This is a genomic window from Abyssicoccus albus (genome assembly GCF_003815035.1).
Classification (GTDB): domain Bacteria; phylum Bacillota; class Bacilli; order Staphylococcales; family Abyssicoccaceae; genus Abyssicoccus; species Abyssicoccus albus.
Window position 1 is genome coordinate 705,164 of sequence record NZ_RKRK01000002.1, and the last position, 24,420, is coordinate 729,583.

26 protein-coding genes are annotated in these 24,420 nt (G+C 30.8%); 7 read left to right on the forward strand and 19 right to left on the reverse strand.

The window, feature by feature from the left end; genetic code table 11:
- Positions 1-8 precede the first annotated feature (8 nt).
- From ccsB to EDD62_RS03405, 6 genes are all read right to left on the reverse strand, one after another.
- Positions 9-1,199 carry a c-type cytochrome biogenesis protein CcsB gene (ccsB, locus tag EDD62_RS03380; RefSeq protein ID WP_123807535.1) on the reverse strand — a complete coding sequence of 397 codons (1,191 nt, stop codon included), beginning with the start codon at positions 1,197-1,199 and terminating at the stop codon, positions 9-11.
- Positions 1,186-2,847, reverse strand: a complete 1,662-nt coding sequence (gene resB, locus EDD62_RS03385; RefSeq protein ID WP_077140214.1) for a cytochrome c biogenesis protein ResB — start codon at positions 2,845-2,847, stop codon at positions 1,186-1,188. Before resB ends, ccsB begins: the two co-directional genes overlap by 14 nt.
- Before the next feature lie 114 nt (positions 2,848-2,961).
- Positions 2,962-3,519, reverse strand: coding sequence for a thiol-disulfide oxidoreductase ResA (gene resA / locus EDD62_RS03390; protein WP_123807536.1), 558 nt, complete (start codon positions 3,517-3,519; stop codon positions 2,962-2,964).
- Between the two features lie 89 nt (positions 3,520-3,608).
- Positions 3,609-4,331 carry a pseudouridine synthase gene (locus EDD62_RS03395; protein ID WP_123807537.1) on the reverse strand — a complete coding sequence of 241 codons (723 nt, stop codon included), beginning with the start codon at positions 4,329-4,331 and terminating at the stop codon, positions 3,609-3,611.
- Positions 4,321-4,896 (reverse strand): SMC-Scp complex subunit ScpB, encoded by a 576-nt coding sequence (scpB, locus tag EDD62_RS03400; RefSeq protein WP_249037325.1) that lies wholly within the window; start codon positions 4,894-4,896, stop codon positions 4,321-4,323. The genes EDD62_RS03395 and scpB overlap by 11 nt, the downstream gene beginning before the upstream one ends.
- Positions 4,883-5,626, reverse strand: a complete 744-nt coding sequence (locus EDD62_RS03405) for a segregation and condensation protein A (protein WP_123807538.1) — start codon at positions 5,624-5,626, stop codon at positions 4,883-4,885. Before EDD62_RS03405 ends, scpB begins: the two co-directional genes overlap by 14 nt.
- 102 nt (positions 5,627-5,728) lie before the next feature.
- On the opposite strand from EDD62_RS03405, the gene EDD62_RS03410 reads away from it, so the two are divergent.
- A complete protein-coding gene (locus tag EDD62_RS03410) occupies positions 5,729-6,232 on the forward strand; it encodes a DUF309 domain-containing protein (protein ID WP_123807539.1) in 504 nt (167 codons plus the stop codon).
- A gap of 104 nt (positions 6,233-6,336) precedes the next feature.
- Here EDD62_RS03410 and xerD read toward each other — a convergent pair whose 3' ends face one another.
- The 3 genes from xerD to EDD62_RS03425 all read right to left on the reverse strand — a co-directional run bounded on the left by xerD (position 6,337) and on the right by EDD62_RS03425 (position 8,455).
- Complete coding sequence (gene xerD / locus EDD62_RS03415) at positions 6,337-7,230, reverse strand: site-specific tyrosine recombinase XerD (protein ID WP_123807540.1); 894 nt, start codon at positions 7,228-7,230, stop codon at positions 6,337-6,339.
- A 69-nt stretch (positions 7,231-7,299) separates the two neighbouring features.
- A complete protein-coding gene (fur, locus tag EDD62_RS03420) occupies positions 7,300-7,749 on the reverse strand; it encodes a ferric iron uptake transcriptional regulator (RefSeq protein WP_077140208.1) in 450 nt (149 codons plus the stop codon).
- A 163-nt stretch (positions 7,750-7,912) separates the two neighbouring features.
- Positions 7,913-8,455, reverse strand: a complete 543-nt coding sequence (locus EDD62_RS03425; protein ID WP_077140207.1) for an NUDIX hydrolase — start codon at positions 8,453-8,455, stop codon at positions 7,913-7,915.
- A gap of 102 nt (positions 8,456-8,557) precedes the next feature.
- Between EDD62_RS03425 and EDD62_RS03430 the strand changes: the two genes are divergently transcribed.
- Entirely contained in the window at positions 8,558-9,469 is a 912-nt protein-coding gene (locus EDD62_RS03430) for an aldo/keto reductase (protein ID WP_170152762.1), read from the forward strand.
- A 46-nt stretch (positions 9,470-9,515) separates the two neighbouring features.
- Complete coding sequence (locus tag EDD62_RS03435) at positions 9,516-10,463, forward strand: alpha/beta hydrolase (RefSeq protein WP_123807542.1); 948 nt, start codon at positions 9,516-9,518, stop codon at positions 10,461-10,463.
- A gap of 81 nt (positions 10,464-10,544) precedes the next feature.
- Here the strand turns inward: EDD62_RS03435 and rnz are convergent, their stop codons facing one another.
- Positions 10,545-11,474 (reverse strand): ribonuclease Z, encoded by a 930-nt coding sequence (gene rnz / locus EDD62_RS03440; RefSeq protein ID WP_123807543.1) that lies wholly within the window; start codon positions 11,472-11,474, stop codon positions 10,545-10,547.
- A 91-nt stretch (positions 11,475-11,565) separates the two neighbouring features.
- On the opposite strand from rnz, the gene zwf reads away from it, so the two are divergent.
- Both zwf and EDD62_RS03450 read left to right on the forward strand, forming a co-directional pair.
- Positions 11,566-13,053, forward strand: a complete 1,488-nt coding sequence (gene zwf / locus EDD62_RS03445) for a glucose-6-phosphate dehydrogenase (RefSeq protein ID WP_123807544.1) — start codon at positions 11,566-11,568, stop codon at positions 13,051-13,053.
- 16 nt (positions 13,054-13,069) lie between these two features.
- Positions 13,070-13,918: an AraC family transcriptional regulator gene (locus EDD62_RS03450; protein ID WP_123807545.1), complete on the forward strand. Its 849-nt coding sequence runs from the start codon at positions 13,070-13,072 to the stop codon at positions 13,916-13,918.
- Positions 13,919-13,976: 58 nt separating this feature from the next.
- Here the strand turns inward: EDD62_RS03450 and gndA are convergent, their stop codons facing one another.
- Positions 13,977-15,383, reverse strand: coding sequence for an NADP-dependent phosphogluconate dehydrogenase (gene gndA / locus EDD62_RS03455; RefSeq protein ID WP_123807546.1), 1,407 nt, complete (start codon positions 15,381-15,383; stop codon positions 13,977-13,979).
- A 29-nt stretch (positions 15,384-15,412) separates the two neighbouring features.
- Entirely contained in the window at positions 15,413-16,522 is a 1,110-nt protein-coding gene (locus tag EDD62_RS03460) for a M20/M25/M40 family metallo-hydrolase (protein WP_123807547.1), read from the reverse strand.
- A 102-nt stretch (positions 16,523-16,624) separates the two neighbouring features.
- Between EDD62_RS03460 and prli42 the strand changes: the two genes are divergently transcribed.
- Positions 16,625-16,720: a stressosome-associated protein Prli42 gene (gene prli42, locus EDD62_RS09365; protein ID WP_123807548.1), complete on the forward strand. Its 96-nt coding sequence runs from the start codon at positions 16,625-16,627 to the stop codon at positions 16,718-16,720.
- Positions 16,721-16,820: 100 nt separating this feature from the next.
- Here the strand turns inward: prli42 and EDD62_RS03470 are convergent, their stop codons facing one another.
- From EDD62_RS03470 to EDD62_RS03490, 5 genes are all read right to left on the reverse strand, one after another.
- On the reverse strand, positions 16,821-17,801 hold the full coding sequence (locus tag EDD62_RS03470) for an aromatic acid exporter family protein (protein ID WP_123807549.1): 981 nt from the start codon (positions 17,799-17,801) through the stop codon (positions 16,821-16,823).
- Positions 17,802-17,826: 25 nt separating this feature from the next.
- Positions 17,827-18,261, reverse strand: coding sequence for a BrxA/BrxB family bacilliredoxin (locus EDD62_RS03475; RefSeq protein WP_077140198.1), 435 nt, complete (start codon positions 18,259-18,261; stop codon positions 17,827-17,829).
- Between the two features lie 113 nt (positions 18,262-18,374).
- Positions 18,375-19,430, reverse strand: coding sequence for a butyrate kinase (buk, locus tag EDD62_RS03480; protein ID WP_077140197.1), 1,056 nt, complete (start codon positions 19,428-19,430; stop codon positions 18,375-18,377).
- A 168-nt stretch (positions 19,431-19,598) separates the two neighbouring features.
- Positions 19,599-20,699, reverse strand: coding sequence for a Leu/Phe/Val dehydrogenase (locus tag EDD62_RS03485; protein ID WP_123807550.1), 1,101 nt, complete (start codon positions 20,697-20,699; stop codon positions 19,599-19,601).
- A 23-nt stretch (positions 20,700-20,722) separates the two neighbouring features.
- Positions 20,723-21,601 carry a phosphate acyltransferase gene (locus tag EDD62_RS03490; protein ID WP_170152763.1) on the reverse strand — a complete coding sequence of 293 codons (879 nt, stop codon included), beginning with the start codon at positions 21,599-21,601 and terminating at the stop codon, positions 20,723-20,725.
- Between the two features lie 145 nt (positions 21,602-21,746).
- On the opposite strand from EDD62_RS03490, the gene EDD62_RS03495 reads away from it, so the two are divergent.
- Positions 21,747-21,977, forward strand: coding sequence for a DUF2627 family protein (locus tag EDD62_RS03495; protein WP_123807552.1), 231 nt, complete (start codon positions 21,747-21,749; stop codon positions 21,975-21,977).
- Positions 21,978-21,997: 20 nt separating this feature from the next.
- Here EDD62_RS03495 and EDD62_RS03500 read toward each other — a convergent pair whose 3' ends face one another.
- Both EDD62_RS03500 and recN read right to left on the reverse strand, forming a co-directional pair.
- The gene (locus EDD62_RS03500; protein WP_123807553.1) at positions 21,998-22,717 is read right to left on the reverse strand and encodes a glycerophosphodiester phosphodiesterase; all 720 of its coding nucleotides are present in this window, start codon (positions 22,715-22,717) and stop codon (positions 21,998-22,000) included.
- A gap of 1 nt (position 22,718) precedes the next feature.
- Complete coding sequence (recN, locus tag EDD62_RS03505) at positions 22,719-24,410, reverse strand: DNA repair protein RecN (protein WP_123807554.1); 1,692 nt, start codon at positions 24,408-24,410, stop codon at positions 22,719-22,721.
- Positions 24,411-24,420 lie beyond the last annotated feature (10 nt).

The window sequence follows — 24,420 nt, forward strand, 5'->3', positions numbered from 1 at the left end:
TACCCCTCCTAAGCATACGAGTGTAATCCTGCAATGATTAGATTCACAGCAATTAAATTAAAGAGAATCACTAACATTCCTATCACTGCTAACCATGCACTTTTTTTACCATCAAAACCTTTGTTCAAACGGAGGTGAAGAAATACTGTATAAAACATAAATGTAATAAATGCCCATGTTTCTTTAGGGTCCCATCCCCAAAATCTACTCCATGCTTCTTGTGCCCATATTGCTGCAAATAACAGTCCACCAAGTGCAAATAATGGATAACCTATAATTACACTTCTATACCCTATCTCATCCATTAATTCAATATTAACATTTCTAGTCCAAGGTTTAACAAGCATGAATAAAGGTTTTCTTACGAATAGACGTATTAAACCATATAACAGTGTTCCACCAAAGATTGACCAGATTACAGTATTTACTTTCTGAGCGTTAATAAATGGTGGAAGTTTTATAAATCCTTGATTACCATCAATTTGTTCATATTGATTATCACCAAGATCATTCACTGGTACAGAACTGTCAAAAACAGTAATTGCAGGCAAATGATATTCTGCAACTTGTGTTTGATCATTTTTATCAGTATATAAGTATAAATCTTCGTATTGAATAATACCTTTCATCGTAATAGTGATAAGAATAAATGCGATCACCGTAACGATAAACCACATAATCATTTCTATCCCGAAAAATTCCTTATTGCGAATTGAAGGTTCTGTTGTTTTAATAATATATATTAATCCTGCAACTGCACTGATGGATAATACACCATATGAAATACTTACAGTTATTACATGGATTGCTAGCCAGTGAGACTGAAGTGAAGGTACTAAAGGTGATACATCTCTTGAAAACATACTAGCATATCCGATAACTAACAATGCAATGGGGATAGCAAATAATCCCAATACTGGTGTGTTATATATCATATTGAATAATAAAAACCCACCAATGATCATAATACCGAAGAATGATACGAACTCATATAAATTACTTACAGGTGCATGACCTGCTACGATCCATCTCGTTATAAAATATACAATTTGTAGTACGAATGCAATCGAGGTCATGATGATTGCAATTTTATTATATTTATCTTTATGTTTTGATTTTACTGCCAAAGAAAATGGAACGAGTGCGACTAACATAATGATAAAAGCACTATATAAAGCAAAGTTACTAATCGTCAACATTATTTTCAACTCCTTTGTGAAGGCTTAATTGAGTCGCCATTTTTTCTATATCTTTATTTAATCCGAAATAATTTTTATTCGTATGTGCTGCTAAATTCAAGGTTTGACCATCATCACTAATATTTAACCAAATTCTACGATGGTTAACATATGAACCAATAAATACACCAATTAAGAATATAATAAAACCTGTGAAAATAAACGGCAATGTTTTATCTTTTTTAACAGTTAATATTGTGGCCATATGATTTGTCATACCATCAAATTTTATTTCATAATGATTTCCTTCAGAAATCTCTTTAGCTTCCTTTATTTTAATGAAACTGTATTCACTCTCTTCACCTTTCTCATTTAAATCAAATACAAAAGCTGGATTAATCGTATTTGGTGATTTTGATACAAGTGATCCTTGTGATGATATTTCTTTGAAATCAGGTACATAGCTTTTAATGTCTATTGATATTTGATCATTAATTGTATAATGCTCCTTTGGATTATCCAAGTTCACTTCAAATGGTTGACCAATTTGTTTTTGTGATGATTTTTCAATCAATTTAAATGTCATCGTTTTCATCTGAGATTGATCATAACTCGATTGATATAAATGATAATCGTCAAATTTGAAAGGATGATTCAATCTAATTGAGCCTTCATCAACTTTTTTTAACTCGTCACTTTCACCTAACATTGCTGAAGTATTCTTATATAAAGTTAAGTCTGTTTGATAATTTTTAGCAATCATGCCTTGAGACTTTTCAATAGCCTGTTGGAATGCCTCGCCATCAGAAGCATCATAATTTTCAGCCGTAAACTTTTTGTTCTCAACATAATACTCTCTGTTCGTAGAAGGGACTGGTTTTCTGTCACCTTCTTTAATATACATCAATTCATCTACATACATGCCAGGGAAAAACCTCAACATACTACCAATTAACAGTATAATTAAACCTGAATGATTGATATATGGACCATATCGACTGAATCGACCTTTTTCAGCAAGAATATGTCCCTGATCTTGTCGAGTTTTATATCGTTGCAATTTTAATTGAGATTCAACATCTTTCAGGTTTAAATTTTTTGCTGGAAAACTTTCATTAATTTTTTGTCGACTATAAAATGATGGATGTTTTTTTACACGTTGATTACTCAATGATTTGAATAACGGTACTCCTCTATCTATGCTTGCTGCAATAATACTTAACGCAATCAAAGCTAACAATACAATAAACCACCAAGAAGAATATAAATTATGGAAGCCTAATTGATAATAGAGTTCTCCAAGAGCACCATAATTCTCCTTATAATATATAGATGGATCAACACCTACTGGGATGAAATACTGCTGAGGAAAGATTGTACCAATTGCAGCGGCTATTGCAGTTAATGCAATAAGAGTCACTCCGACTTTTATACTCGCAAACCAATTCCAAATTTTATCAATGATTGTTTTATTTCTGACTTTCGAGCGTACTGCCGAACCGTCATAACGCATCACATCTTGTATTTTCTTTTTATCATAGTCTTCATTAATCATTCGACCACAAGAAATACATAACTGAGTTCCAGGCTCATTTTTTTGACCACATGAACATATGATGTAATCATCATTCTTACTTGTTTGTTCATTGTTTTTAAAATTATCTTTCATATTATCACTTCTCTTTTATGAAATAGTTCATTCATTAACTTAAGATACAAAATCATCCGTCACATATTCAATACAATCCATATAATAATTAATCATATTAAATTTGTTAACGTTTTAAGAGTCAATCTTTTCTATCTTCGATCCGTCTTCGAATGATTGAACAATTTGATCTAATTGATCTTTAGTCATCATATATTGTTGGATATACTCGATTTTACCCTCTTTATCAATCACCATTGTTGTTGGTAAAGGACCAATATCATAAGCTTTTGTAACATCTCCATTGGCATTATCTAAAATCACTGGAAAAGAAATTTCTGTTTGCAAATCGTTAATAAATTGTTCAACTTGTTGTGGTGAGTTTTTTACATGAAGTGCTAAAATTTCAAAATTGCCGTCAGCATTTTCATAAGTTTTTTCAAAATCTGGCATCTCTTCTTTACAAGGTTCACACCATGTTCCCCAGAAATTTAAAATGACAGGTTTCCCTTTATAATCAGATAATTTTACAGTCTCTCCATCAGTACTTTTCAACGAAAAATCTGGAGCTTGTGCACCGACCTCAATATTTGACTTATCTTTTGTAAAATTTAAATATAGTGTGATCGCTAACATTAAAAATACAATCAATAATACTATTATTCGAATCATATTTCTTGTTTTTTTCTTCATTATTATTCCCCCGTTACAAATAATGTCTTCATCATTATATCATTGGGCATAATATCACTTGTGACAAATGTTTGACATTATAATATGTTCTATGTTAATTCCTTTAATTGTTTTACCTCATGTGGTGTTAACGCTCTAGACTCTCCTTCTTTCAAACCTTTAAGCGTCAACTGAGCATATTGAATTCTTTTCAGTTTCTTAACATTATAATTAAAGTATTCAATCATTCGTCTTACTTGACGATTACGTCCTTCATGAATCGTAAGTTCTAATTGTGAACTATTTTCTTTTTTATTTTCTTGTATAACTTTCACTTTACATTTAGCTGTCATACCATCATCCAACATAATCCCTTTTTCTAATGTCTTAATTTCTTCTCTCAACAATATGCCATCTAAAGTAACTAAATATTTTTTCATCACTTTGAATTTGGGATGTGTTAATTGATATGTTAAATCTCCATCATTTGTTAGAAGTAACAACCCCGTCGTCTCATAGTCGAGTCTTCCAACAGGATAAATTCTAAAGTTTAATCCTTCTAATAAATCAATGACTGTTTTACGATCATGTTCATCTTCAACAGTAGACACAACACCTCTTGGCTTATACATCAATATATATATAGGTTGTTCTTTTTCAATTGGAACTCCATCTACTTCTACTCGATCATTAGAACCAGCTTTAACTCCTAATTCAGTGATGATTTGACCATTGACAGATACACGTCCATCCAATATATATTGTTCTGCTTTTCTTCTTGATGTGATACCACTATTCGCTATAATTTTCTGTACACGTTCTTTATGATTCATTAGAATCAGTCCCTTCTAGTTCATTGAAGAACATTTCAAGTTCTTCTCTTTCTTTTGCATCATTCATTGTCGGCAAGTCCGCTATCGATTTTAATCCAAATTTATTTAAGAAAAATTCTGTCGTAATGAGTTGTTGGCTTCGTTCACCTTCAACTTCTAATTTATCAATTAACCCAAGTGCATACAACGTATTCACTGCACCATCTGAGTTTACTTGTCTTAAATTTTCAATGTCATTTCGTGTGACTGGTTGATTATATGCAATAATAGCAAGCGTTTCTAACGCTTGTTGTGATAACTTTTTTTCTTTTGATATAATCAGTTCTTTTATATACGGTGAATATTCATTCGTCAGTGTTAATAAAATTTGATCACCATAATGATGAATTTGGAATACTTCAGAATTAAATGAAGATATAAGTTCTTGAACAATATGTTGATCAACGTCAAGTACATCTTTAATTGTTGAAAATTGTAACCCTTCATCACCCGCCACAAATAATAATGACAACAATATATTTTGCATTTTATCAAATGATTTTATAGTTGAATCAAAGTCGTCCATAATAGTCACCTCTATATATCAGTATCTCACTAAACGCTTTTTCTTGTTTTATTATAATTTGTTGATGTTTTATCATCTCAAGCATTGCAATAAAAATCGTTACAATTCCATTGATATGTTGAATGACATTTGCTAGGTTTGAAAATTGTACATACTCTCTGTCAGAAGAATCCAAATGCTTATAAATTAATCGATTCATTTCAAGCACACTATATTGATCTTCATATATCACCACTTCATCTTGTTGAATCATTTTTTTTCTTTGTTTTACTCTTTGATAACTAATAATTAAATCAGATAACGATAAATCATCAGATAATTCTACTTGGCTATTTGAATATGGTGTTAAGTCCATCGGTGTTTTACTCACGTATAACAATCTTTCGTTATATTTTTCTTCTAGCAATTGTGCTGATTGCTTATAATTATCGTACTCAAGTAATTGCTCAACTAACTCTTCCCTCGGATCATCGACTTCAATATCATCATCAACCGGAAGTAATAATTCACTTTTAATTCTAATTAATTCACACGCCATCACAAGATATTCACTTGCTAAATTAATTTCAAGTGATTCAAAGGCATGAATATAAGACATATATTGATTCGTCAGTTCGCTCATTGGTATATCATATATATCAATTTCATATTCTTTAATTAAGTGAAGTAACAGGTCTAGCGGTCCAACAAAGGCATCCAATTGAACTTCATATAGATGGGTTTGTGTCATATTGATCAATAACCTTTCTTCTTTCTAATTAATATCGTCTATGTTATTTTAAGTCTATGTTATTTTAAAAAGTATAATTTTTAAACAACAAGGGGTGAAAATATGTATTCTAATCAACTTATAGAACATTTCTATCAACAATTCTATATCCAACAGGATTATTTTGAGTGTCATGAACTATTAGAAGAGGCTTGGAAATCAAACAACAATCATAAAAAAGATGACTTTCTTGTCGGACTCACGTTATATGCCGTTTCATTGTACCATTATAGGCAATTAAATTTTAAAGGTGCATTGACGTGTATTAAGAAAGCATCAACCATTTTATCAAAACACCCTAAAAGCCTTGAAGCATTTAATATAAGTCCAAAAAAAATGATTGTTCAATGTCATCAAATAGAACACGATATTTTAACGAAACAACAATTCAACCATATTATGCTACCGCATTTAGATGATCAATTGAGTCATCTATATCCCAGTCAAATAACATCAGATAAAGAAATCATATTGAAGCATAAGCTTAGAGATAGAAGTGATATTATTAATTTAAGAAAACAAAAATTAAACAAGAAAAACCCAATAACAGATACCCCAAATGATTGATAATGCAATTAATATAATTAATGTAATATAACGATTACCTTTCATGAAAAATCCTCCTATAATAAAAAAACTATAAATATCATAAAAAAATTATAGATTATTAATTATTTCTTCGCACGTGGATGATACTGGTTATAAATATCTCTAATTTGTTTAGAGTTAATATGTGTATAAATTTGTGTTGTAGATATATCACTATGCCCTAATAATTCTTGAACACTTCTTAGATCTGCACCATTTTCTAACAAGTGGGTTGCAAATGAATGGCGCAATGTATGTGGTGAAATCGTTTTATTAATATTTGCTTCGATTGCTCTTGTTTTCAAAACTTTCCACACCGTTTGACGACTAATCATTTGACCTCGGTAATTCAATATTAAAGTATTAGAATTATTATGGTCTAAATCCGTTCTGAATAGATTAATGTAATCACTTAATATATCAATACACGTCTGATTAAGCGGAACAATTCTTTCTTTATTACCTTTACCTGTAACATGAATAAAACCCATTGATAAGTGAATATCAGATAAATTTAAACTAATCAACTCAGATACTCTAATACCACATCCATACAACAATTCAAGCATAACCTTATTCCTACAATCAATCGGTTTATCACCAGATTTAAAATCTAATAACCGGTTGATTTCTTCAATTGTCAAAACATCAGGTAAACTAGATTTAGTCTTCGGTGGCTTTATCAAGATTGTTGGGTCCTTCGTCATGTATTGTTCTCTAATCAAAAATTGATGATACCCTTTTAAAGTAGATATGAGCCTAGCAATTGATTTGCTTGATTTACCTGTTTCGTTTAAGGTTCGTATATACTGTTGTATCATGGGTGGCACTATACCATTCAGGTCTGATATATTATGTTCTTTCATATAATCAATGTATTGTACTAAGTCAAGTCTGTAGGCTTGTCTCGTATTATGTGATAAACCTTTTTCTAATCTTACGAAGTCCAAATATTCATCAATGGTTTGATAATTCATAAAGTCACTCCTCTATGCTAAATCAAAAATTTATATACAAATTTAATATTAAAAGACGACCAACTTTACTTACTGTTGATCGTCTTCCTTACATTTTTTACAAATCCCATGAAACGTTAGACGATGATCGTGGATTTGAAAATCATATTTAGTCTCAACTTTACGTTCTACTTCTGGAAGCAAGTCTTCTTCAATTTCATCAACACTTCCACATTTGATGCATACTAAATGGTGATGAAAATGGTTAGCTCCTTCTTTTCTCAGGTCAAAACGTTGTACTCCATCGCCAAAACTAATTTTATCTACGATATTGATTTCTGTGAGTAGTTCTAACGTTCTATAGACAGTTGCAAGACCAATTTCAGGAGATTTCTCTTTTATTTTCAAATAAACATCTTCAGCACTTAAATGATCCGCTTCATTTTCTAACAATACTCTAACGGTTGCCTCGCGTTGTGATGTAAGTTTGTAAGAGGATTTTTTCATTTGGTCTTTTATTTTTTGAATACGATCTTCCACTCGGTACACCACCTTAATCGTAGCAATTATACCATAATTTAAAATTATTATAAATAATAAGTTGTTTATTCAATATACTAAAAATATAATAAAATAATCTTAGAATAATACTCAATAAATGGTTGCTTAATGAACTTAAATCTTAGTAATAAAATTTTGTCCACTATTCATCATCGAGAGTGTTCAGATAATATTGCAATGCTATAACTGTTTTTGCATCATTAAATGTCAAATTTTCTAATCCTTCTTGTATTTTTTCAACAGTTAAATACTCTAAGGTAACAAATTCATCACTATCTAATGACTGATTTGTTTGTTCACTAATATTTTGAGCATGATAAATGTACAATCTTTCATCTGTAATACCTGGTGAAACATAGACATCTGCTATAAGTCGTAAATCATTTGAACTATATCCCGTTTCTTCCATTAACTCTCGCTTTGCACAATCAATAGGTTGTTCATTTTGCTCAATCTTTCCAGCAGGGATTTCGAGTAATTCTTGATCAACGGATAGACGATACTGTTTTACAAAAATTACTTCTTGTCGTTCATTAATTGCCAATATAGCAACTGCACCAGGATGATAAACTACTTCTCTGTTTGCTTTCTTTCCATTTGGAAGCAATACTTCGCTTTTTTTGACTTCGATAATACGTCCTTTAAATTCAGTTGTTTCGTATAATTTTTTTTCAGAGTTTCCCATGTATTAAGTCCCTCACTTTATCACAAAATGCATTATGTTGTATGATTGTATTATGTTATATAAATTATATCATTTCTTACATGAGGAGGATAATATTTAATGATGCAAACTAAGATGCGATCAAACAATGAGTATTCAATATTAGGGTTAGGTTGTATGAATCTACCTTTGGACAATATTCGTGAAACTGAACAAATAATACACTACGCATACGAACAAGGTATTACCTATTTTGATACAGCAGATGTATATCAAAGAGGACAAAATGAAACCATTGTGGGGTCGATTGTACGTGAATTAATGCAACAAGATAGTAATGTTACTATCGGCACTAAAGGTGGTAATCGATTTCATGATGTTGAATCATTCCAATGGGATCCTAACCCAGAGTATTTGAGATTTGCACTAGAACAAAGTTTGAACAGATTGAAGTTAGATAAAATACCATTATATTTAATACATGGTGGAACGATTGAAGATGATTTAGTAGCAACCATAGAAACCGTCAAACAATTTAAAAAAGACGGTTTAATTGACTCTTATGGATTATCTTCAATCCGACCTAATGTTATTAAAGAATACGTTAACCATAGTGAATTAGCAACCGTTATGATGCAGTATAACCCTATCGATAATAGACCTGAGTCAATATTTAACTTACTTGATAAACATGATATCCCCGTTCTTGTAAGGGGTCCAATTATGAAAGGATTATTCACTAAAAACTATGAACAAGTTTTAATCGATAAATTTTCAGATGGATTTGAATCTGTCTCGTCAAATGAACTTCGTGAGCAATTAAGACAAATTGAATTAGACTATAACGATTTAACAACATATGCCTATAAGTATATTATAGATCATGCAAATGTATTAAGTATCGTTGTAGGAGCAAGCTCATTGAATCAATTGAAATCGAACATTGAATCATATCAAAATTTAAATGAACTTAAAGATGTTCATAACAATAAGAATGTATTTAAAGATATTAGTTATATAAATCACAACATTTAATATAACTCTTAACAATTCAAATATTTAAACCTAATGAGGTAAATCTATGAAAAAGACTTTATTTTTTATTTCCATCCCACTCTCAGTCATTATCTTATCCCTTTTATCTATTGGATTTTTTGCGGTCAATTACTTACTAAACTTTAAGTTAAGAGATGTTGGTATTATTCGACGAAGAGAAATAAAAGGAAATCGACTAAGCCCACAAACATTTAACGCATTGCCTATCACACCATTTAAAATAGATTCTAAACATGGTTATAAGCTGAGTGGTATTGAACTCAAAGCTTATGAACATAATAGATTTATCATATGTTTACACGGTGTGACAGAAAACAAAATTTCATCTAATAAATATATGATGTTGTTTCATAGCCTAGGTTACAATGTCGTATTATATGATCATAGAAGACACGGTTCAAGTGGAGGGGAACATTCTAGTTACGGTTATTATGAGAAAGATGATCTAAATACAGTCATCGACTTTTTGTATCATAAATATGATAATATTTATTTAGGCTTACATGGTGAGTCAATGGGCGCAGCAACAGCATTACTATATCAAGGTTCATTAAATGGAAAAGCTCAATTCTTAATTTCTGATTGTGCATTTTCTTCATTAGATCAACAAATTATTTATTTAGTCAAAGAAAAAATATATTCAAAATTAAAGGTTTTTACACCGATCCTTATATACTTTATTAATAAAGCTCTGCAAATCAGGACCACATATTCTTTGTACCAAATTTCACCAAAACAAAGTGTTAGACAGATTAATATCCCTATTTTATTTATTCATACTAAAAATGATACATTTATTCCTTATCAACATACTCAGTCCTTGTATAATAATAAGTCAAATGCAAAAATGTTATGGTTACCCACTAAAGGTGATCATGCAACAAGCTACAACATACACTCAAAAAGCTATAAAAATAAAGTAATTGAGTTCTTCAATCAATATGACATCCCATATGATTTACAATCTAAATAAACAGAAGGCAACTTTTGAGGTGCATCTCAAAAGTTGTCTTCTGTTTATTATTTCAAGTCACAACGCTTATCCTTTGAATCTTTATTTATGGTTTATGAATTTAAATTTTTTAAAATCACTTGCTAAATATGTTTTATATGGCAATGTTGAAATACTATCATTTATTATTCTTTGCAAATCATAATTGTTATATCTATTTGATAAATGTGTCAAAATACACGCACTCATCTGACATTCACTTTGAATCATTCGAATATCATTCAAATGTATATGCCCATATTTCCTTGCAGTAGCGTAATCACCTTCTAAATAAGTACATTCCATGATGATAATATCACATTCTCTTAACGTCGTTATTAAATCATCGAAATACATCGTATCTCCTAGTACTGCAATATTGATCCCTTTCTTACTATCTGTCATAAAGTCTTTCGATAAATATGTTTTTCCATTATGAGTAAATTCATTGTTAGTCTTTATTTCTTTATACAAAGGTCCAGGTTTTAACCCAATATTTTTAAGTGCATCAACTTTAATTGAACCCAATTGTTCTTCTTGACAAATAATATAACCAAAACTTTTAATCGTGTGTTGCAAAGGTTTGACCTTTACGACAAAACGGTTAATATTAAATTCATCATTTTCATTTACTTCTACAATTTCAATTGGATAATTTAAATGAGTACCGGTAATTTTTAAAACATTATCAACAAGTTTTTTAATACCAATAGGTCCATAAATAAATAATTTAGACCCTTCGCCCCCTTGGAAAGACCGGCTCGATATTGCTCCAAATAAACCAAAAATGTGATCACCATGTAAATGTGTTATAAAAATTCTTTTTACTTTACCTAATGTATATGATGTATTTAATATTTGATGTTGACACCCTTCTCCACAATCCATCATCCATAATTCTTGGATTTCTTGTCTTAAATCTAAAATCATCGATTGTGTGTTTCGAGTTTTTGATGGTGAACCTGCACCTGTCCCTAGAAACATTACCTCCATGTGATACACTCCTTTTACCGGTCAATTATAGCATATAAATATTGTTTTTTACGTAAACTTATGAAAAAATGATAATTAAAGAACTTTAGAAATGAGGAAAACAATGAAACATCAAATCGTACCTACCACTATCATTTTATTTGGTGCTACTGGAGATTTAAGTCAGCGCAAATTATTCCCATCTTTATACCATTTATATATATACAATAAGCTGCCTTCAAATTTCTGTATTGTGGGTACGTCACGTAAAGATTTAACTGATCACGATTTTAGACAGATGATTAAAGAATCCATCAGTAAAAAGTCATTTGACTTCACCCACCTCGATGAATTTTTAACACATCTTTATTACTCACAACAAGATGTTCTTTCAGAAGAAAGTTACATCAAATTAAATCAAAAAGTTAATGATTTAGAATCTAAGTATGATATACCTCAAAATAGAATATTTTATTTAGCCTTAGCACCAAAACTATTTAATGACGTTACTGACTTTCTTGATAGTTCCGGTTTAACAACTGTAAAAGGATATAAAAGACTTATTGTTGAAAAACCATTTGGTGACAGTTTAAACAGCGCAATACAATTAAACAATGAAATTTCGACAACATTTAAAGAACATGAAATCTTTAGAATTGATCATTATCTTGGTAAAGATATGATTCAAAATATCGAAGTCATACGATTTGCGAATTCTATCTTTGAACCACTGTGGAACAATCATTACATATCAAATATCCAAATAACAGCTGCTGAATCCATTGGAGTTTTGGATAGAGCGAGTTATTATGACCAAAGTGGCGCTTTAAAAGATATGTTTCAAAATCATCTATTACAAATTGTGGCACTACTAGCAATGGAACCACCGATTAGCTTATCAAGTGAAGATATACGAAATGAAAAGGTAAAAGCTTTAAAGTCAATTAAACTTCCAACAAAACAGCAAGTATTAAGTGATTATATTCGAGGCCAGTACGATTCAGGAAACATTTCAGATGAATCTGTTAAAAGTTATCGTGAAGAAGATGGTATTAGTAATACCTCAAATACAGATACCTTTATAGCAGCTAAAATAATGATAGATAACTTTAGATGGGCAGGTGTGCCTTTCTACATTCGAACTGGAAAAAGAATGAAAGAAAAATCTACACGAATAGTGATTGAATTTAAAGAAGTGCCTTTAAACTTATATTATCAATCAGAAGAAAAGTTAGACTCAAACTTATTAATTATAAACGTACAACCAGAAGAACGCATTGAATTTACACTGAATGCTAAGCATTATTCTGAAGGGATGAGTACAAAACCAGTCAAATTGCATTATGATTTAGTTCAAGATCAGGAATATCACCCTTTCGATGCTTATGAATCTCTTTTATATGATTGCTTACTTGGTGATTCTACTAATTTTACGCACTTCGATGAACTAATTGCATCTTGGAATTTGGTTGATTGTATTCATGATGTCTGGCAACAGCATAAACCAAGTTTTCCAAATTATAGAGCAGGTTCTCAAGGACCAAGACAAAGTGAGTTATTGTTATCAAAGGACGGTTTTGCTTGGTGGGAAAATAACTAAAATTTAGGTGGATGATATGAAACATATACAAAATGTCCAACGTACAATCACATATATTGAAGACCACTTAATAGAATATATAGATATTAATGCTTTAACAAAAGAATTGAATATAACTTATAAAACAATCACAGAACAATTTACTGCTGTTGTAGGTTTAGATATTGAAGAATATATCAATCAACGGCGATTAACAGAATGCCTTAAAGATATTAAATTAGGTCATTTAAAAATGACCGAAATAGCACATAAATATCAATATGCAAATATCGATCAATTTACTGATCATTTTAAGTCTTTTCATCACGTTTCACCAATTCGTTCAAAACAAAAAGGGGTTAAAACGAATTACTTATCTCCATTAAGTGTATCATTAGATGTAAGGCCGTTAGACCATATCCATTACGAAATCATTAGCCCCCCTCCATTAAACATTACGGGAGTTAAAATTTCTGTCTCCAAATCTGAATATCTTGATGTAAATTTAAAATATAACTTTTTATTAAACATAAAGAAAAGTGGAATTTTAGACGATATTTTAACTCTATATGATGGTCACATTGAAGGTATATTTATCATCACCATTCCGCTCGGTGATTACATAGAATATATGATTGGTGTCTCGTCAAAAACACCTTCTAATCGTTTTGAATATGAGACATTGTATCCACACCGTTATAGTGTGTTTGAACTCGTTGGACCATTGAAGCATGCAACGCAAGATGCATTAGATTTTGCATATCAGCAATGGTCAATCAAATCAGGATTTAACATTATCGATGACATTACCATTGAACGTATTACATTTGATGCAACGATTGATCATCCAGAACATATTGCTGAATTATGGCTCCCTATTGAATAAGTAAAGAACCTTGATCATTATTTATAATCAAGGTTCTTTTCATCATATTATTAATAATTTATTTTTTCCACTCCGTATGGAATTTACCTTCTTGATCTATTCTTTCATAAGTATGTGCTCCAAAATAATCTCTCTGAGCTTGAATCATATTTGCGCTCAGTTGTTCAGATCTTGCTTGATCTAAATAAGTCAATGATGATGAAAATCCAGGGATTGGCATTTTAGTATCTATTGATAATTTTACAATCTCCCTTAAATCACTTTCATGATTAATGATTCGAGATTTAAAATAATCATCGAATAATAAATTATCTAACTGATTATTTCTTTCGAAAGCATTCGTGATCTCATCTAAAAATTCTGCACGAATAATACAGCCTTCTCTCCAAATCTTGGCAATATCACCTAGAGGTAATGACCATCCATATTCAACTTCTGCTGCTTTCATTTGTCTAAACCCTTGCGCATAAGTACAAATTTTAGAAATATAAAGCGCATTTCTCAGTTGGTCTAATACTTGCTCTTTATCAATTTGAATATTATTGTTCTGCTTAAAATTATATAGTTTGTTTGCTTTAATTCTTTCATCTTTTAAACTCGAAATACAACGTGCGTATACACTCTCTGAAATTACTGTAGATGGAATGCCTAATTCAAGCGAATCAATAGCAGTCCATTTCCCTGTTCCTTTTTGTCCAGCCTTATCCATTATCTTTTCAACTAAATATTCACCATTCTCTTTGTATATAAGAATGTGACTAGTAATCTCAATAAGATAACTATTAAGTTCAGTTTGATTCCATTGTTCAAAAATTGAACTCATTTCTTCGTGACTCATGTTTAATACAGTTTTCATAATACTATATGCTTCTGCAATCAACTGCATATCCGCATATTCAATACCGTTATGAATCATTTTCACGTAATGCCCTGCACCATTATCCCCAATATAAGTCACACATGGCTCTCCATTCTTAACAGCAGCAATATCTTTTAAAATCGATTCAACGTTTTGATAAGCATCTAATTGACCACCTGGCATTATAGATGGACCATTTAATGCACCTTCTTCCCCACCAGATATACCAACGCCAATAAAGTTTATTCCTAATTCACTCAATTCAATGTTTCGTCTAATTGTTTCTTTGAAATTTGCATTCCCACCATCAATGAGTGAATCTCCTTGACCTAGATAGGGCGTTAATATATCAATCGTTAAATCAGTTGCTTGACCCGCTTGTACCATCATTAAAATATTTTTCGGTCCTTTTAATGAAGCTGTAAATGATTCAATATCATGAAACAGTTCAATATCTTGTTCATCATTTAATTCTACTTGCATTTTATCCCTAACTTCTTCAAAGTAGTCAAATGCAGCAACTTTGTATCCTCTCGATGCGATATTTTTGCTTAAATTTTTGCCCATTACACCAAGGCCAACTACACCTACATCATATATTTTCATATTTTTCACCTTAGCCTGTATTTATTTTTTTACATACCTTCAATAATTGAGCTAATTTGCTCAGTCACTTGAACTAGACGATCAATGCTCATTTTTTCATCAGTTGTATGAATATCTTCATATCCAACACTAAGTATAATTGTCGGTTTACCTTTACCAGAGAAGACATTACCATCACTGCCTCCACCTGCTTTTATAATATTAGCTTCAAGACCAATGCGTTCTGTAGCGTTTTTGGCTATCGATACAACTTCATCTTGTTCAGTATACTTAAAGCTCGGATACATCACTTCATGTTCAAAAGTATATGTTGTATTATATTGATCGCAAGCAACCTTAACTGCTTCTTTCATTTTATTTACTTGGTCTGACATTTCTTCATCAATTAAAGAGCGTGCCTCTGCAATAATTTCAACAGAATCTGATACGATATTTGTTGGTCCTTCAGCAATAAATGTACCAATATTTGCGGTTGTATTCTCATTGATACGACCGAGTGGCATATTAGATACTGCCAAGCTAGCAACTTCAATTGCACTAATGCCTTCTTCTGGTGCCATGCCTGCATGTGCTTTCTTACCTTGAATATTAATTTTAATTTTACTCTGAGTTGGCGCTTGAACGACCATAGTACCTATAGGACCCATTCCATCTACTGCATAACCAAAGTCAGCTTTAATCAAAGATTCGTCGAATGCTTTCGCACCGACAAGACCACTTTCTTCACCGACCGTAATAACAAATTCAATATCACCATGTTTAATATCTTGTTCTTGGATATGACGAATACTCTCAAAGCATGCTGCAATTCCTGCCTTATCATCAGCACCTAAAATAGTTGTGTTATCTGTTTCAATATAATCATTATTGATGATTGGTTTAATACCATTTCCAGGTGTCACTGTATCCATATGTGTTGTAAAGAACACTGTCTTCTTGGATGAATCGTTTCCTTTTAAAATACCATATACATTATCAAAACCATAACCTGTTTTAGATTGACTATGATCTAATGTCACTTCCATACCTAGTGACTTCATTTTATTTACAATCACTGGACCGATTTGTTGTTCATTCATTGTTTCTGAGTCAATTTGGACAAGCTCAATAAATTCATTGATTAATCTTTCTTTATTCATATAAACACTCCTATATTTAAAAAATGATATTTTATGTTAGAATAATTATAATTATATTTTATCAAATTAATTGATAAACATACAGATTAGAAAGGTGATTCTATGGGAAATAAAAAAGTACAACGAATCTTTATTTGGTTTATGCTTATTTTGATGTTATTATCTACTGTTGTGTATGGTTTTTCATTTTTATTATAATCGTTAACATCATGATATTTAATGGTTTTATGTCCAAAAATCAAATAATATAGCCTCCCTATGTTTTCTAAAAACATAGGGAGGCTATTAATTATAAATTTTACTTATATTCTAAATTTCCAAAAGTCGATTTAATTTTCAAGTATGCTTCAATATCATGTAACAGTTCAAGAAGCATTGCTCTTTCATTTAACTCTTCAGTTGACTGTGGTAAATCGGCTTTATCAACTTCTAATCTAAGTTTATAAAGTTCATGCAATCTCAATGAAGTATAATCTGTACTACTCACCATCTCCGCCATTTCTTTAATAAATTCAGAGCATTTCTTATTTAGTTTGCGATTAATTTCAGAATGATGTTTTATTTCATCAATTCTAAGCAATATGTGTCTTAAAATTTCTAATTGATTTTCTCTCATGTCGAAATAATAATAAAATGAATTATCATTTCTAACATAATGATTTTCAACATCAATAAACGCTTTTGTCTTGGCAATTTTTAATTCTTCAACCAAACTATCTATTAATGTTTGATCAATCGAATCATCATGATCTAACCGATTAGATAGTTGTATTAAAAAAGATTTAAATTTTTTTTCGATTGAAGTTTTATATTCTAATAGTTCATTATTCATACTCGGCATATATAAGTTAAGCAACAATGCAATCCCAATACCAATGATTAACAGTAATAATTCTTGGAAAAATATATTATATGTAAATTCACCAAATGAGAAGCAATGAATAATAATGACAATTGCAGTCACCAGTCCTTCTTCTATATTTAAAGAAACGGTAAGAGGGATATATAACAATATAATGATGCCTAAAACATATGGTTCATAGCCAATCAATTCAAATAAAATGAAACTCAAAGTCATTCCAACAACACATGCAATAAGGCGACTAAATGCCGCCTCATAAGACTTAGTTCTTGAGCTTTTAATACAGAGCGCAACCAATATACCGGCACTTGCGAAGTTCAAAATACCTAAATATTGTGCAATAATAATTGCTAAAGTCATTCCAAGCGCTGTTTTTACAGTGCGATAACCAATACGATATGGCTTTAATACCCCCATAAGTTCTCACCCTAATGATTATTCACTATGCAATTGGTTTACAATATTCATCAAATAACTGTTGAATTTGTTCCATTACACGTGTAATTTCATGACCTTCAATTTGATGGCGTTCAACCATTCCTGCAATTTTACCATCTTTTAGCAATGCAAATGATGGACTTGACGGTGGATATCCTTCAAAAAATTCTCTTGCTTGTTCTGTAGCATCTTTGTCTTGTCCTGCAAAAACTGTATATAGATGATCTGGCAATTTGTCATAGTTCAAAACATGCTCAGCAGCAGGTCTTGCGATTCCGCCAGCACAACCACACACTGAATTAATCATAACAAATGATGTACCCTCTTGACCTAACGCATCTTTGACTTCTTCACTTGAAGTCAATTGCTTATAGCCTGCAGCTTCAATTTCTGTTCTTGCTTGTTCAACGATATCGTTCATAAACATGTTAAAATCCATTATATTCTCTCCTTGAATTTATTATTCTAACACTATCTTACCATTTGATATAAAAGATTTAAATGTATTTAATTCAACATATCAATCATATTTTTATTATCTACTTTAACGATTTAATTATATTCTTTAAATAAGTTATGACCTTTCAAAACATCTGTAACTCCGTCATTCAAACATTGCATTTCAAATTCATTCGGATAAACTGTCACATTAGATATGTGTTTAACATGTTCTATTATTAAATTTACTAAAATATTAGAATTACTTAGCCCACCAGTCAATATAATCTGATCCACATCTCCTTTTAAGACAACTGACATCATGCCAATTTCTTTTGAGATTTGATATGCTAACGCGTCGATAAATTGCTGACATTCCTTATCCGAAACATAACGATCAGAGATTGATTTAAAATCTATTGTATTAAAATAACTCTTTACACCACACTGTTTTGTTAAATAACTTATTGCCTCATCTAATGTAAATCCACTTTCATCATACCATTTCAACAACGCTTTATTAGGAATATTCCCGCTTCTTTCTAATGACATTGGTCCATCACCATGGAAACAATTATTTACATCAATCACTTTACCTTTATTGTGTGCGGCAATGGAAATACCACTCCCTAAGTGACCTACAATTACATTAATATCTTCATATGAATTATGACATGATTTTGCATAGAAATTTGATACACCTTTATGATTTAATGCATGAAATATGCTTTGCCTACGAATATTTTTTATACCTGTTAATTTCGCTTCAGGTATCATTTCATCTACAATAACTGGATTAACCGTGTAGGCGTTAATATTTAATTCTTCTGCTAACTTATATCCCACGACACCACTCAAATTAGATATATGCTCACCATAATGACAATTCAATAAATCGTTATACATCTTTTCATTAATTCTATAAGCACCGCCTTCAATCGGCTTCATTAAACCACCTCTACTTACAATTGCTTCAATATCACCCTTTTGAATATTGTTTTGTCGAATGAATTGATCTACTGCTTTATATCTTAAATGATATTGTTCACTATTTGATAATAAGGCTTCGTCATGCGTATGTTCAATTTTATTAATATATGCACATTCATCATTTGAATAATATGCAATCTTTGATGAAGAACTGCCGAAATTTATAACTAATACATTCATAATTAATACTCCTAATCTATAGTGGTCTGACCACTTTTTATAGATTAATGATATTATGTTTAAAATGATATGACAAGTAATTAACACCAGATACTAATACTAATTACTAAAAAGCCAACACAAATAGACTAGTTGTGTTGGCTTAAACAATAATATCAATCGTTATAATTATTTATTTTTTCGAGTTTCAATTAATGACTTATTATGAAGTGAGAACGTTGATGATACATTTTTATAACCTTCAATACGCTCTTCAGCTAATCTATCCGCCGCTTCAGCCGTTGTAATGTTTTCTCTTTTAGCAATATCGAAAATTTTTCCAATTTGATCATACATTTCTTCTATTTTCTTAGTCGCTCGTTCTTCATTATACCCTTGTAACTCATCAGCTACATTAATCACTCCACCTGCATTCACTACGAAATCAGGTGCATAAACGATACCGTGATCTTGTAACATCTTACTATGCTTGGCGATCTCTTTTAATTGATTATTACTAGAACCACATACCGCTTTAACCTTCAACTGCGGAATTGTCTCGTCATTTAATATTCCACCGAGTGCACATGGTGCAAAAATATCTGCATCAACAGAATATATTTCATCGATTCCAACGGCTTGCGCTCCAAAGTTATCAACTGCTCTTTGGACACTATCTTCATTAATGTCAGTAACGATTAATTCAGCACCTTCATCATGTATATACTCACACATCGTATATGCAACATTACCAACACCTTGAACGGCAATCTTTTTGCCTTTCAATGAATCATCTCCAAATGCCTCTTTAGCTGTTCGCTTCATCGAAATATAAACACCATAAGCAGTTTTAGGACTTGGGTTACCACTTGATCCATAACTTTCTGAAATACCAGTGACATAAGGAGTTTCTTCATAGATATAGTCCATATCTTGAACTGTTGTATTGACATCTTCTGCTGTAATATAACGACCATTTAAGCTGTTAACATATCGACCTAATGCTCTGAACATAAATTCAGATTTTTGGTCAGGTTTACCGATAATTACCGTTTTACCACCGCCCAAGTTTAATCCTGCAGCAGCATTTTTGTATGTCATACCTTTAGCCAAGCGTAACACATCATCAATAGCTTCTTCTTCTGATGCATAATCCCACATACGGCAGCCACCTAAAGCTGGGCCTAGAGTTGTATCATGAATTGCTATAATCGCTTTTAAACCCGATGTTTTATCATGACAAAACACTAATTGCTCATAATCTTCATGTTCCATTCGTTCAAAAATCATACTTATCTCTCCTTATTAAATAATTATTGTACTGATAATGCAAGTCTTAACGAATTAAATTTATTTTGCGCACTATCAGCTCGACTTGTTAAGACGATTGGATGCTTTGCACCTACTAATATACCACTGACATTTGCATTGGCGAAATATATAAGACTTTTATATAAAACATTACCAACATCTAAGCTAGGTACTAACAATACATCACAAGCTCCATTAGTATCTAGTTGCAGATTTTTTTGTTCGATAGCGTGTTTGTTTATTGCAATATCTAACGCAAGTGGGCCATCGATATGAATATGTTCGTTGTCTATGTACTCTTTTGCTAGTTGATCTGCATCAACTGATGATTGGAGCTTAGGATTAACTGTTTCTGTAGCTGAAAGTATTCCAACACAAATATTATCATACCCCACTTTGAAAACGCTTTCAATAGTGTTATCCAATATTCTTTTTTTGGCGTCAAGATCAGGATATAAGTTCATTGCACAATCAGTGATCCATATTGGTTTTTCATAAGTTGGAATATCAAACAGAGCAATATGACTTAATAACTGACCTGATTCAATTAAATTATATTCTTTATTAATTACTTTTTTAAGTAACAATTTAGTTTCAATAAGACCTTTCATCAATACATCAAATTGACCTAACTTTAAATCATTAAAGCAAGCTTTTAATGCATCCTCATTATGATCATACAAATTGAGCTCAATTTGCTCATTATCGATATCTTCAAAATGACTCATTGATTCAACTTGTCCATATAATTTAAATTGAATTTGATCTGTTGTTTCCAGAACTTGATTAATTGCTTCTATAGTGCTAGAATCATATGGATTAATCACACCGACTGTTTGTGGTTTATTCAGACCTTTATTTAAAATATCTTCATAATTCATAATGTACTCCAATCTATTTGAATTCATTCACTTATATCATTATTTTATGGTTGGATAATGATTCTAACCAAAATTAAAAATATGATTACAGAGAATATTTAATAATAAATTCTATCATCATTATAACTCATGAGAGGTGATTACAATGAAATATATTGCTTTGTTAATACTTGTTATTCCTGCAGTAATTTTAGGTGTTGGGATTAAATTACTACGTGATACAGTATTCGGAGTACAGCTTGACCTATTTCCCAACATCTATTTACAACTGATTGTTAGTCTAATATGTATTGTGTTTGGCATTTGGTTTTTAGGTGGTTATTTCTTTCATCGAGAAAACAAATTTGAACACCGTAACAAACAATCAAACAAATAAATCATTCATTAAAATTAATGTCACTCTTTAATTAAAGCCTCTCTAACTTGATAAGCTAGTTCAACTTCATCTGTTATAATGGCGTCCACACCTATGCCGATATAGTATTCTATATCGGTCTTTTTATTGACTGTATATACTCTTACTTTTGCATTCATTGGCATGACTTGTTCCATAATACTTTCTGATGCAAACAATAAATGAGGATGAATACTGTCAATATAATTATCCTTAATTGTTTGTTCTAAATTACCAATTAACTTAGAGTACAAAAATGCAGTATGAATATTGACATCACGCTCTTTAATCATCTTCAAAAAATCTAAATGAAAACTTGAAATAATTACTCGATCACTTATATCAAAAGATTTAATGACTTCGATTAATCGATTGCACATCTCAACAGTTGGAGATTTAACTTCAATATTAATTAATAATGGTGTCGGCTCTAAATGATATAGTACATCCGATAATAATGGAATTGTTTGGTATGAACTGTGTTTTGTTTTTTTTAGTGCAATTTGAGATAGAACATTACTATTTAAATTTTTTATCGAACCTTTCTTCGTGGTCATACGATTAATTGTTTTATCATGATGGACAATGATTTCACCATCTTTTGAAAGATGCACATCAAGCTCTACACCATCGGCCATGTGGTCGTAAGCTTTCCGAAATGATTCAACAGAGTTTTCAATATATAAACTTGAATATCCTCTATGAGCAATAATTTTAGTCATATTAATTCTTCACCTGACTTGAATCTAGCAATAATTTGGCTGTAGACTTTGCTTCTTCAGTGATTGAATCACCAGAAATCATCCGAGCAATTTCGTTGATTCTTTCTTCATTGTTTAAATAATTTGATTTTGAGTACGTATTGGATTGATCAGTATACTTTACTACATATAAATGTTGATCAGCAATAGCCGCCATTTGTGGTAAATGTGAAATGGAAATGACTTGATTTTTATTGGCTAAAAATTTTAATTGCTTTGCTATTTTGTGGGCTACTGGCCCTGAAACGCCTGTATCAATTTCATCATATACAAATAGTGCATCATGTTGCTCTAAACCTGATACTTGTTTCAAAGCAAGTTGTATCCTCGAGATTTCTCCTCCTGAAGCAACTTGATTGATTGGCTTAAAGTCTTCTCCTTTGTTCGTTTTAATAAATAAGTTTACTTGATGAATACCATATCTATTAATATGTTCTTCGGCAAAGTCAAATTTAATCTCAGCATCTTTCATCTCAAGCTCATCTAAATAATTTTTCACTTGTTTTTCAATCATTATAGCAATATTTTTTCTTTTGTCAGTGATCTTCTTACCAAATTCAATTAACTGATGATAAGATTCATCATAAAGTTTTTTAACTTCCTCAATAGAAATTTGTTGATGTTCTAAATCATATAGTTCTGTCTCATATTCAGATTGCATGATATGAAGTTCATCAATTGTTTTTTGATGTTTATTTTTAATACGTTCAATTTCACTCAATCTTAAGTTCCAATCATTTAATTGTTCACTATCATATTCAATCATAGAGTCATCATTTACATAACTTCTAATATCATCTAATGCATAATTAAATTCTGAAGTAATTGATTGGGGATGAGTCATTTCATGATTAATTTCAGTTGATTGATGTTCGTTTTGTTTATCATCTAAAGATATCATTGAATTCAATAGTTGATCTAACTGAACAACTTTATTTTGAAGACCTTCATCATCAATCAACATGCGAGTTTGCTCATATAATTTCAATCGTTCTTCAAATGTTGTCATGTAGGCAATTTTTTGTTGTAATTCAATATCTTCTTTTTGCTTTATATCAATGTTATATAATTCTTCAAGTTGGAATTTTAATAAATCTATTCGCTCTTGATCAGATTGAATGGACTCATTAAATGATTCATATTTCTTTTTGTTTTTTAAATATTCGTTATAACATTTTTCATAATCATTCAACAATGTCTCATCAATATGTTCATCTAATAATTCATGATGATGTAACTTTAACAACGATTCATAGGCATCGTGTTGAGCAAATACTTGAATAAAATGTGCTGTAATTGCTTTTAATACTTTTAAAGATACAACTTTATGATTTATTTTTGCTAAACTTTTACCATTTTTATAAATAACTCTTTCAACAACTATAAAATCATCTAACTCGATATCATGTTGTTCCAACAACTCAATGATATCTCGTCGATCATCTAAATCAAATACAGCTTCAATGGTTGCTTTCTCGCTACTCTTTTTTACGATAGAACTTTGTGCCCTTTGACCAGAAATTAAGCTAATGGCTTGTATAATCAAAGATTTTCCAGCACCTGTCTCTCCTGTCAATACAGTCAATCCGTTACTAAAGTCAATCGTTTGTTCATTGATGATCGCTACATTAGAAATCCTAATAGAAGTTAACATTAATATCCCT

What these genes read in the sequence shown, in the direction of transcription:
- EDD62_RS03435 (WP_123807542.1), top strand. Translation starts at nt 9,516, where the DNA reads ATGAAAAAGACTTTATTTTTTATTTCCATCCCACTCTCAGTCATTATC.
- EDD62_RS03430 (WP_170152762.1), top strand. Translation starts at nt 8,558, where the DNA reads ATGCAAACTAAGATGCGATCAAACAATGAGTATTCAATATTAGGGTTA.
- EDD62_RS03395 (WP_123807537.1), bottom strand. Translation starts at nt 4,331, where the DNA reads ATGAATCATAAAGAACGTGTACAGAAAATTATAGCGAATAGTGGTATC.
- resB (WP_077140214.1), bottom strand. Translation starts at nt 2,847, where the DNA reads ATGAAAGATAATTTTAAAAACAATGAACAAACAAGTAAGAATGATGAT.
- ccsB (WP_123807535.1), bottom strand. Translation starts at nt 1,199, where the DNA reads ATGTTGACGATTAGTAACTTTGCTTTATATAGTGCTTTTATCATTATG.
- EDD62_RS03450 (WP_123807545.1), top strand. Translation starts at nt 13,070, where the DNA reads ATGAAACATATACAAAATGTCCAACGTACAATCACATATATTGAAGAC.
- zwf (WP_123807544.1), top strand. Translation starts at nt 11,566, where the DNA reads ATGAGGAAAACAATGAAACATCAAATCGTACCTACCACTATCATTTTA.
- EDD62_RS03490 (WP_170152763.1), bottom strand. Translation starts at nt 21,601, where the DNA reads ATGAATTATGAAGATATTTTAAATAAAGGTCTGAATAAACCACAAACA.
- EDD62_RS03485 (WP_123807550.1), bottom strand. Translation starts at nt 20,699, where the DNA reads ATGATTTTTGAACGAATGGAACATGAAGATTATGAGCAATTAGTGTTT.
- EDD62_RS03460 (WP_123807547.1), bottom strand. Translation starts at nt 16,522, where the DNA reads ATGAATAAAGAAAGATTAATCAATGAATTTATTGAGCTTGTCCAAATT.
- EDD62_RS03500 (WP_123807553.1), bottom strand. Translation starts at nt 22,717, where the DNA reads ATGACTAAAATTATTGCTCATAGAGGATATTCAAGTTTATATATTGAA.
- resA (WP_123807536.1), bottom strand. Translation starts at nt 3,519, where the DNA reads ATGAAGAAAAAAACAAGAAATATGATTCGAATAATAGTATTATTGATT.
- recN (WP_123807554.1), bottom strand. Translation starts at nt 24,410, where the DNA reads ATGTTAACTTCTATTAGGATTTCTAATGTAGCGATCATCAATGAACAA.
- EDD62_RS03425 (WP_077140207.1), bottom strand. Translation starts at nt 8,455, where the DNA reads ATGGGAAACTCTGAAAAAAAATTATACGAAACAACTGAATTTAAAGGA.
- EDD62_RS03405 (WP_123807538.1), bottom strand. Translation starts at nt 5,626, where the DNA reads ATGACACAAACCCATCTATATGAAGTTCAATTGGATGCCTTTGTTGGA.
- scpB (WP_249037325.1), bottom strand. Translation starts at nt 4,896, where the DNA reads ATGGACGACTTTGATTCAACTATAAAATCATTTGATAAAATGCAAAAT.
- buk (WP_077140197.1), bottom strand. Translation starts at nt 19,430, where the DNA reads ATGAATGTATTAGTTATAAATTTCGGCAGTTCTTCATCAAAGATTGCA.
- EDD62_RS03470 (WP_123807549.1), bottom strand. Translation starts at nt 17,801, where the DNA reads ATGGGGGTATTAAAGCCATATCGTATTGGTTATCGCACTGTAAAAACA.
- rnz (WP_123807543.1), bottom strand. Translation starts at nt 11,474, where the DNA reads ATGGAGGTAATGTTTCTAGGGACAGGTGCAGGTTCACCATCAAAAACT.
- gndA (WP_123807546.1), bottom strand. Translation starts at nt 15,383, where the DNA reads ATGAAAATATATGATGTAGGTGTAGTTGGCCTTGGTGTAATGGGCAAA.
- xerD (WP_123807540.1), bottom strand. Translation starts at nt 7,230, where the DNA reads ATGAATTATCAAACCATTGATGAATATTTGGACTTCGTAAGATTAGAA.
- EDD62_RS03495 (WP_123807552.1), top strand. Translation starts at nt 21,747, where the DNA reads ATGAAATATATTGCTTTGTTAATACTTGTTATTCCTGCAGTAATTTTA.
- prli42 (WP_123807548.1), top strand. Translation starts at nt 16,625, where the DNA reads ATGGGAAATAAAAAAGTACAACGAATCTTTATTTGGTTTATGCTTATT.
- EDD62_RS03410 (WP_123807539.1), top strand. Translation starts at nt 5,729, where the DNA reads ATGTATTCTAATCAACTTATAGAACATTTCTATCAACAATTCTATATC.
- EDD62_RS03475 (WP_077140198.1), bottom strand. Translation starts at nt 18,261, where the DNA reads ATGGATTTTAACATGTTTATGAACGATATCGTTGAACAAGCAAGAACA.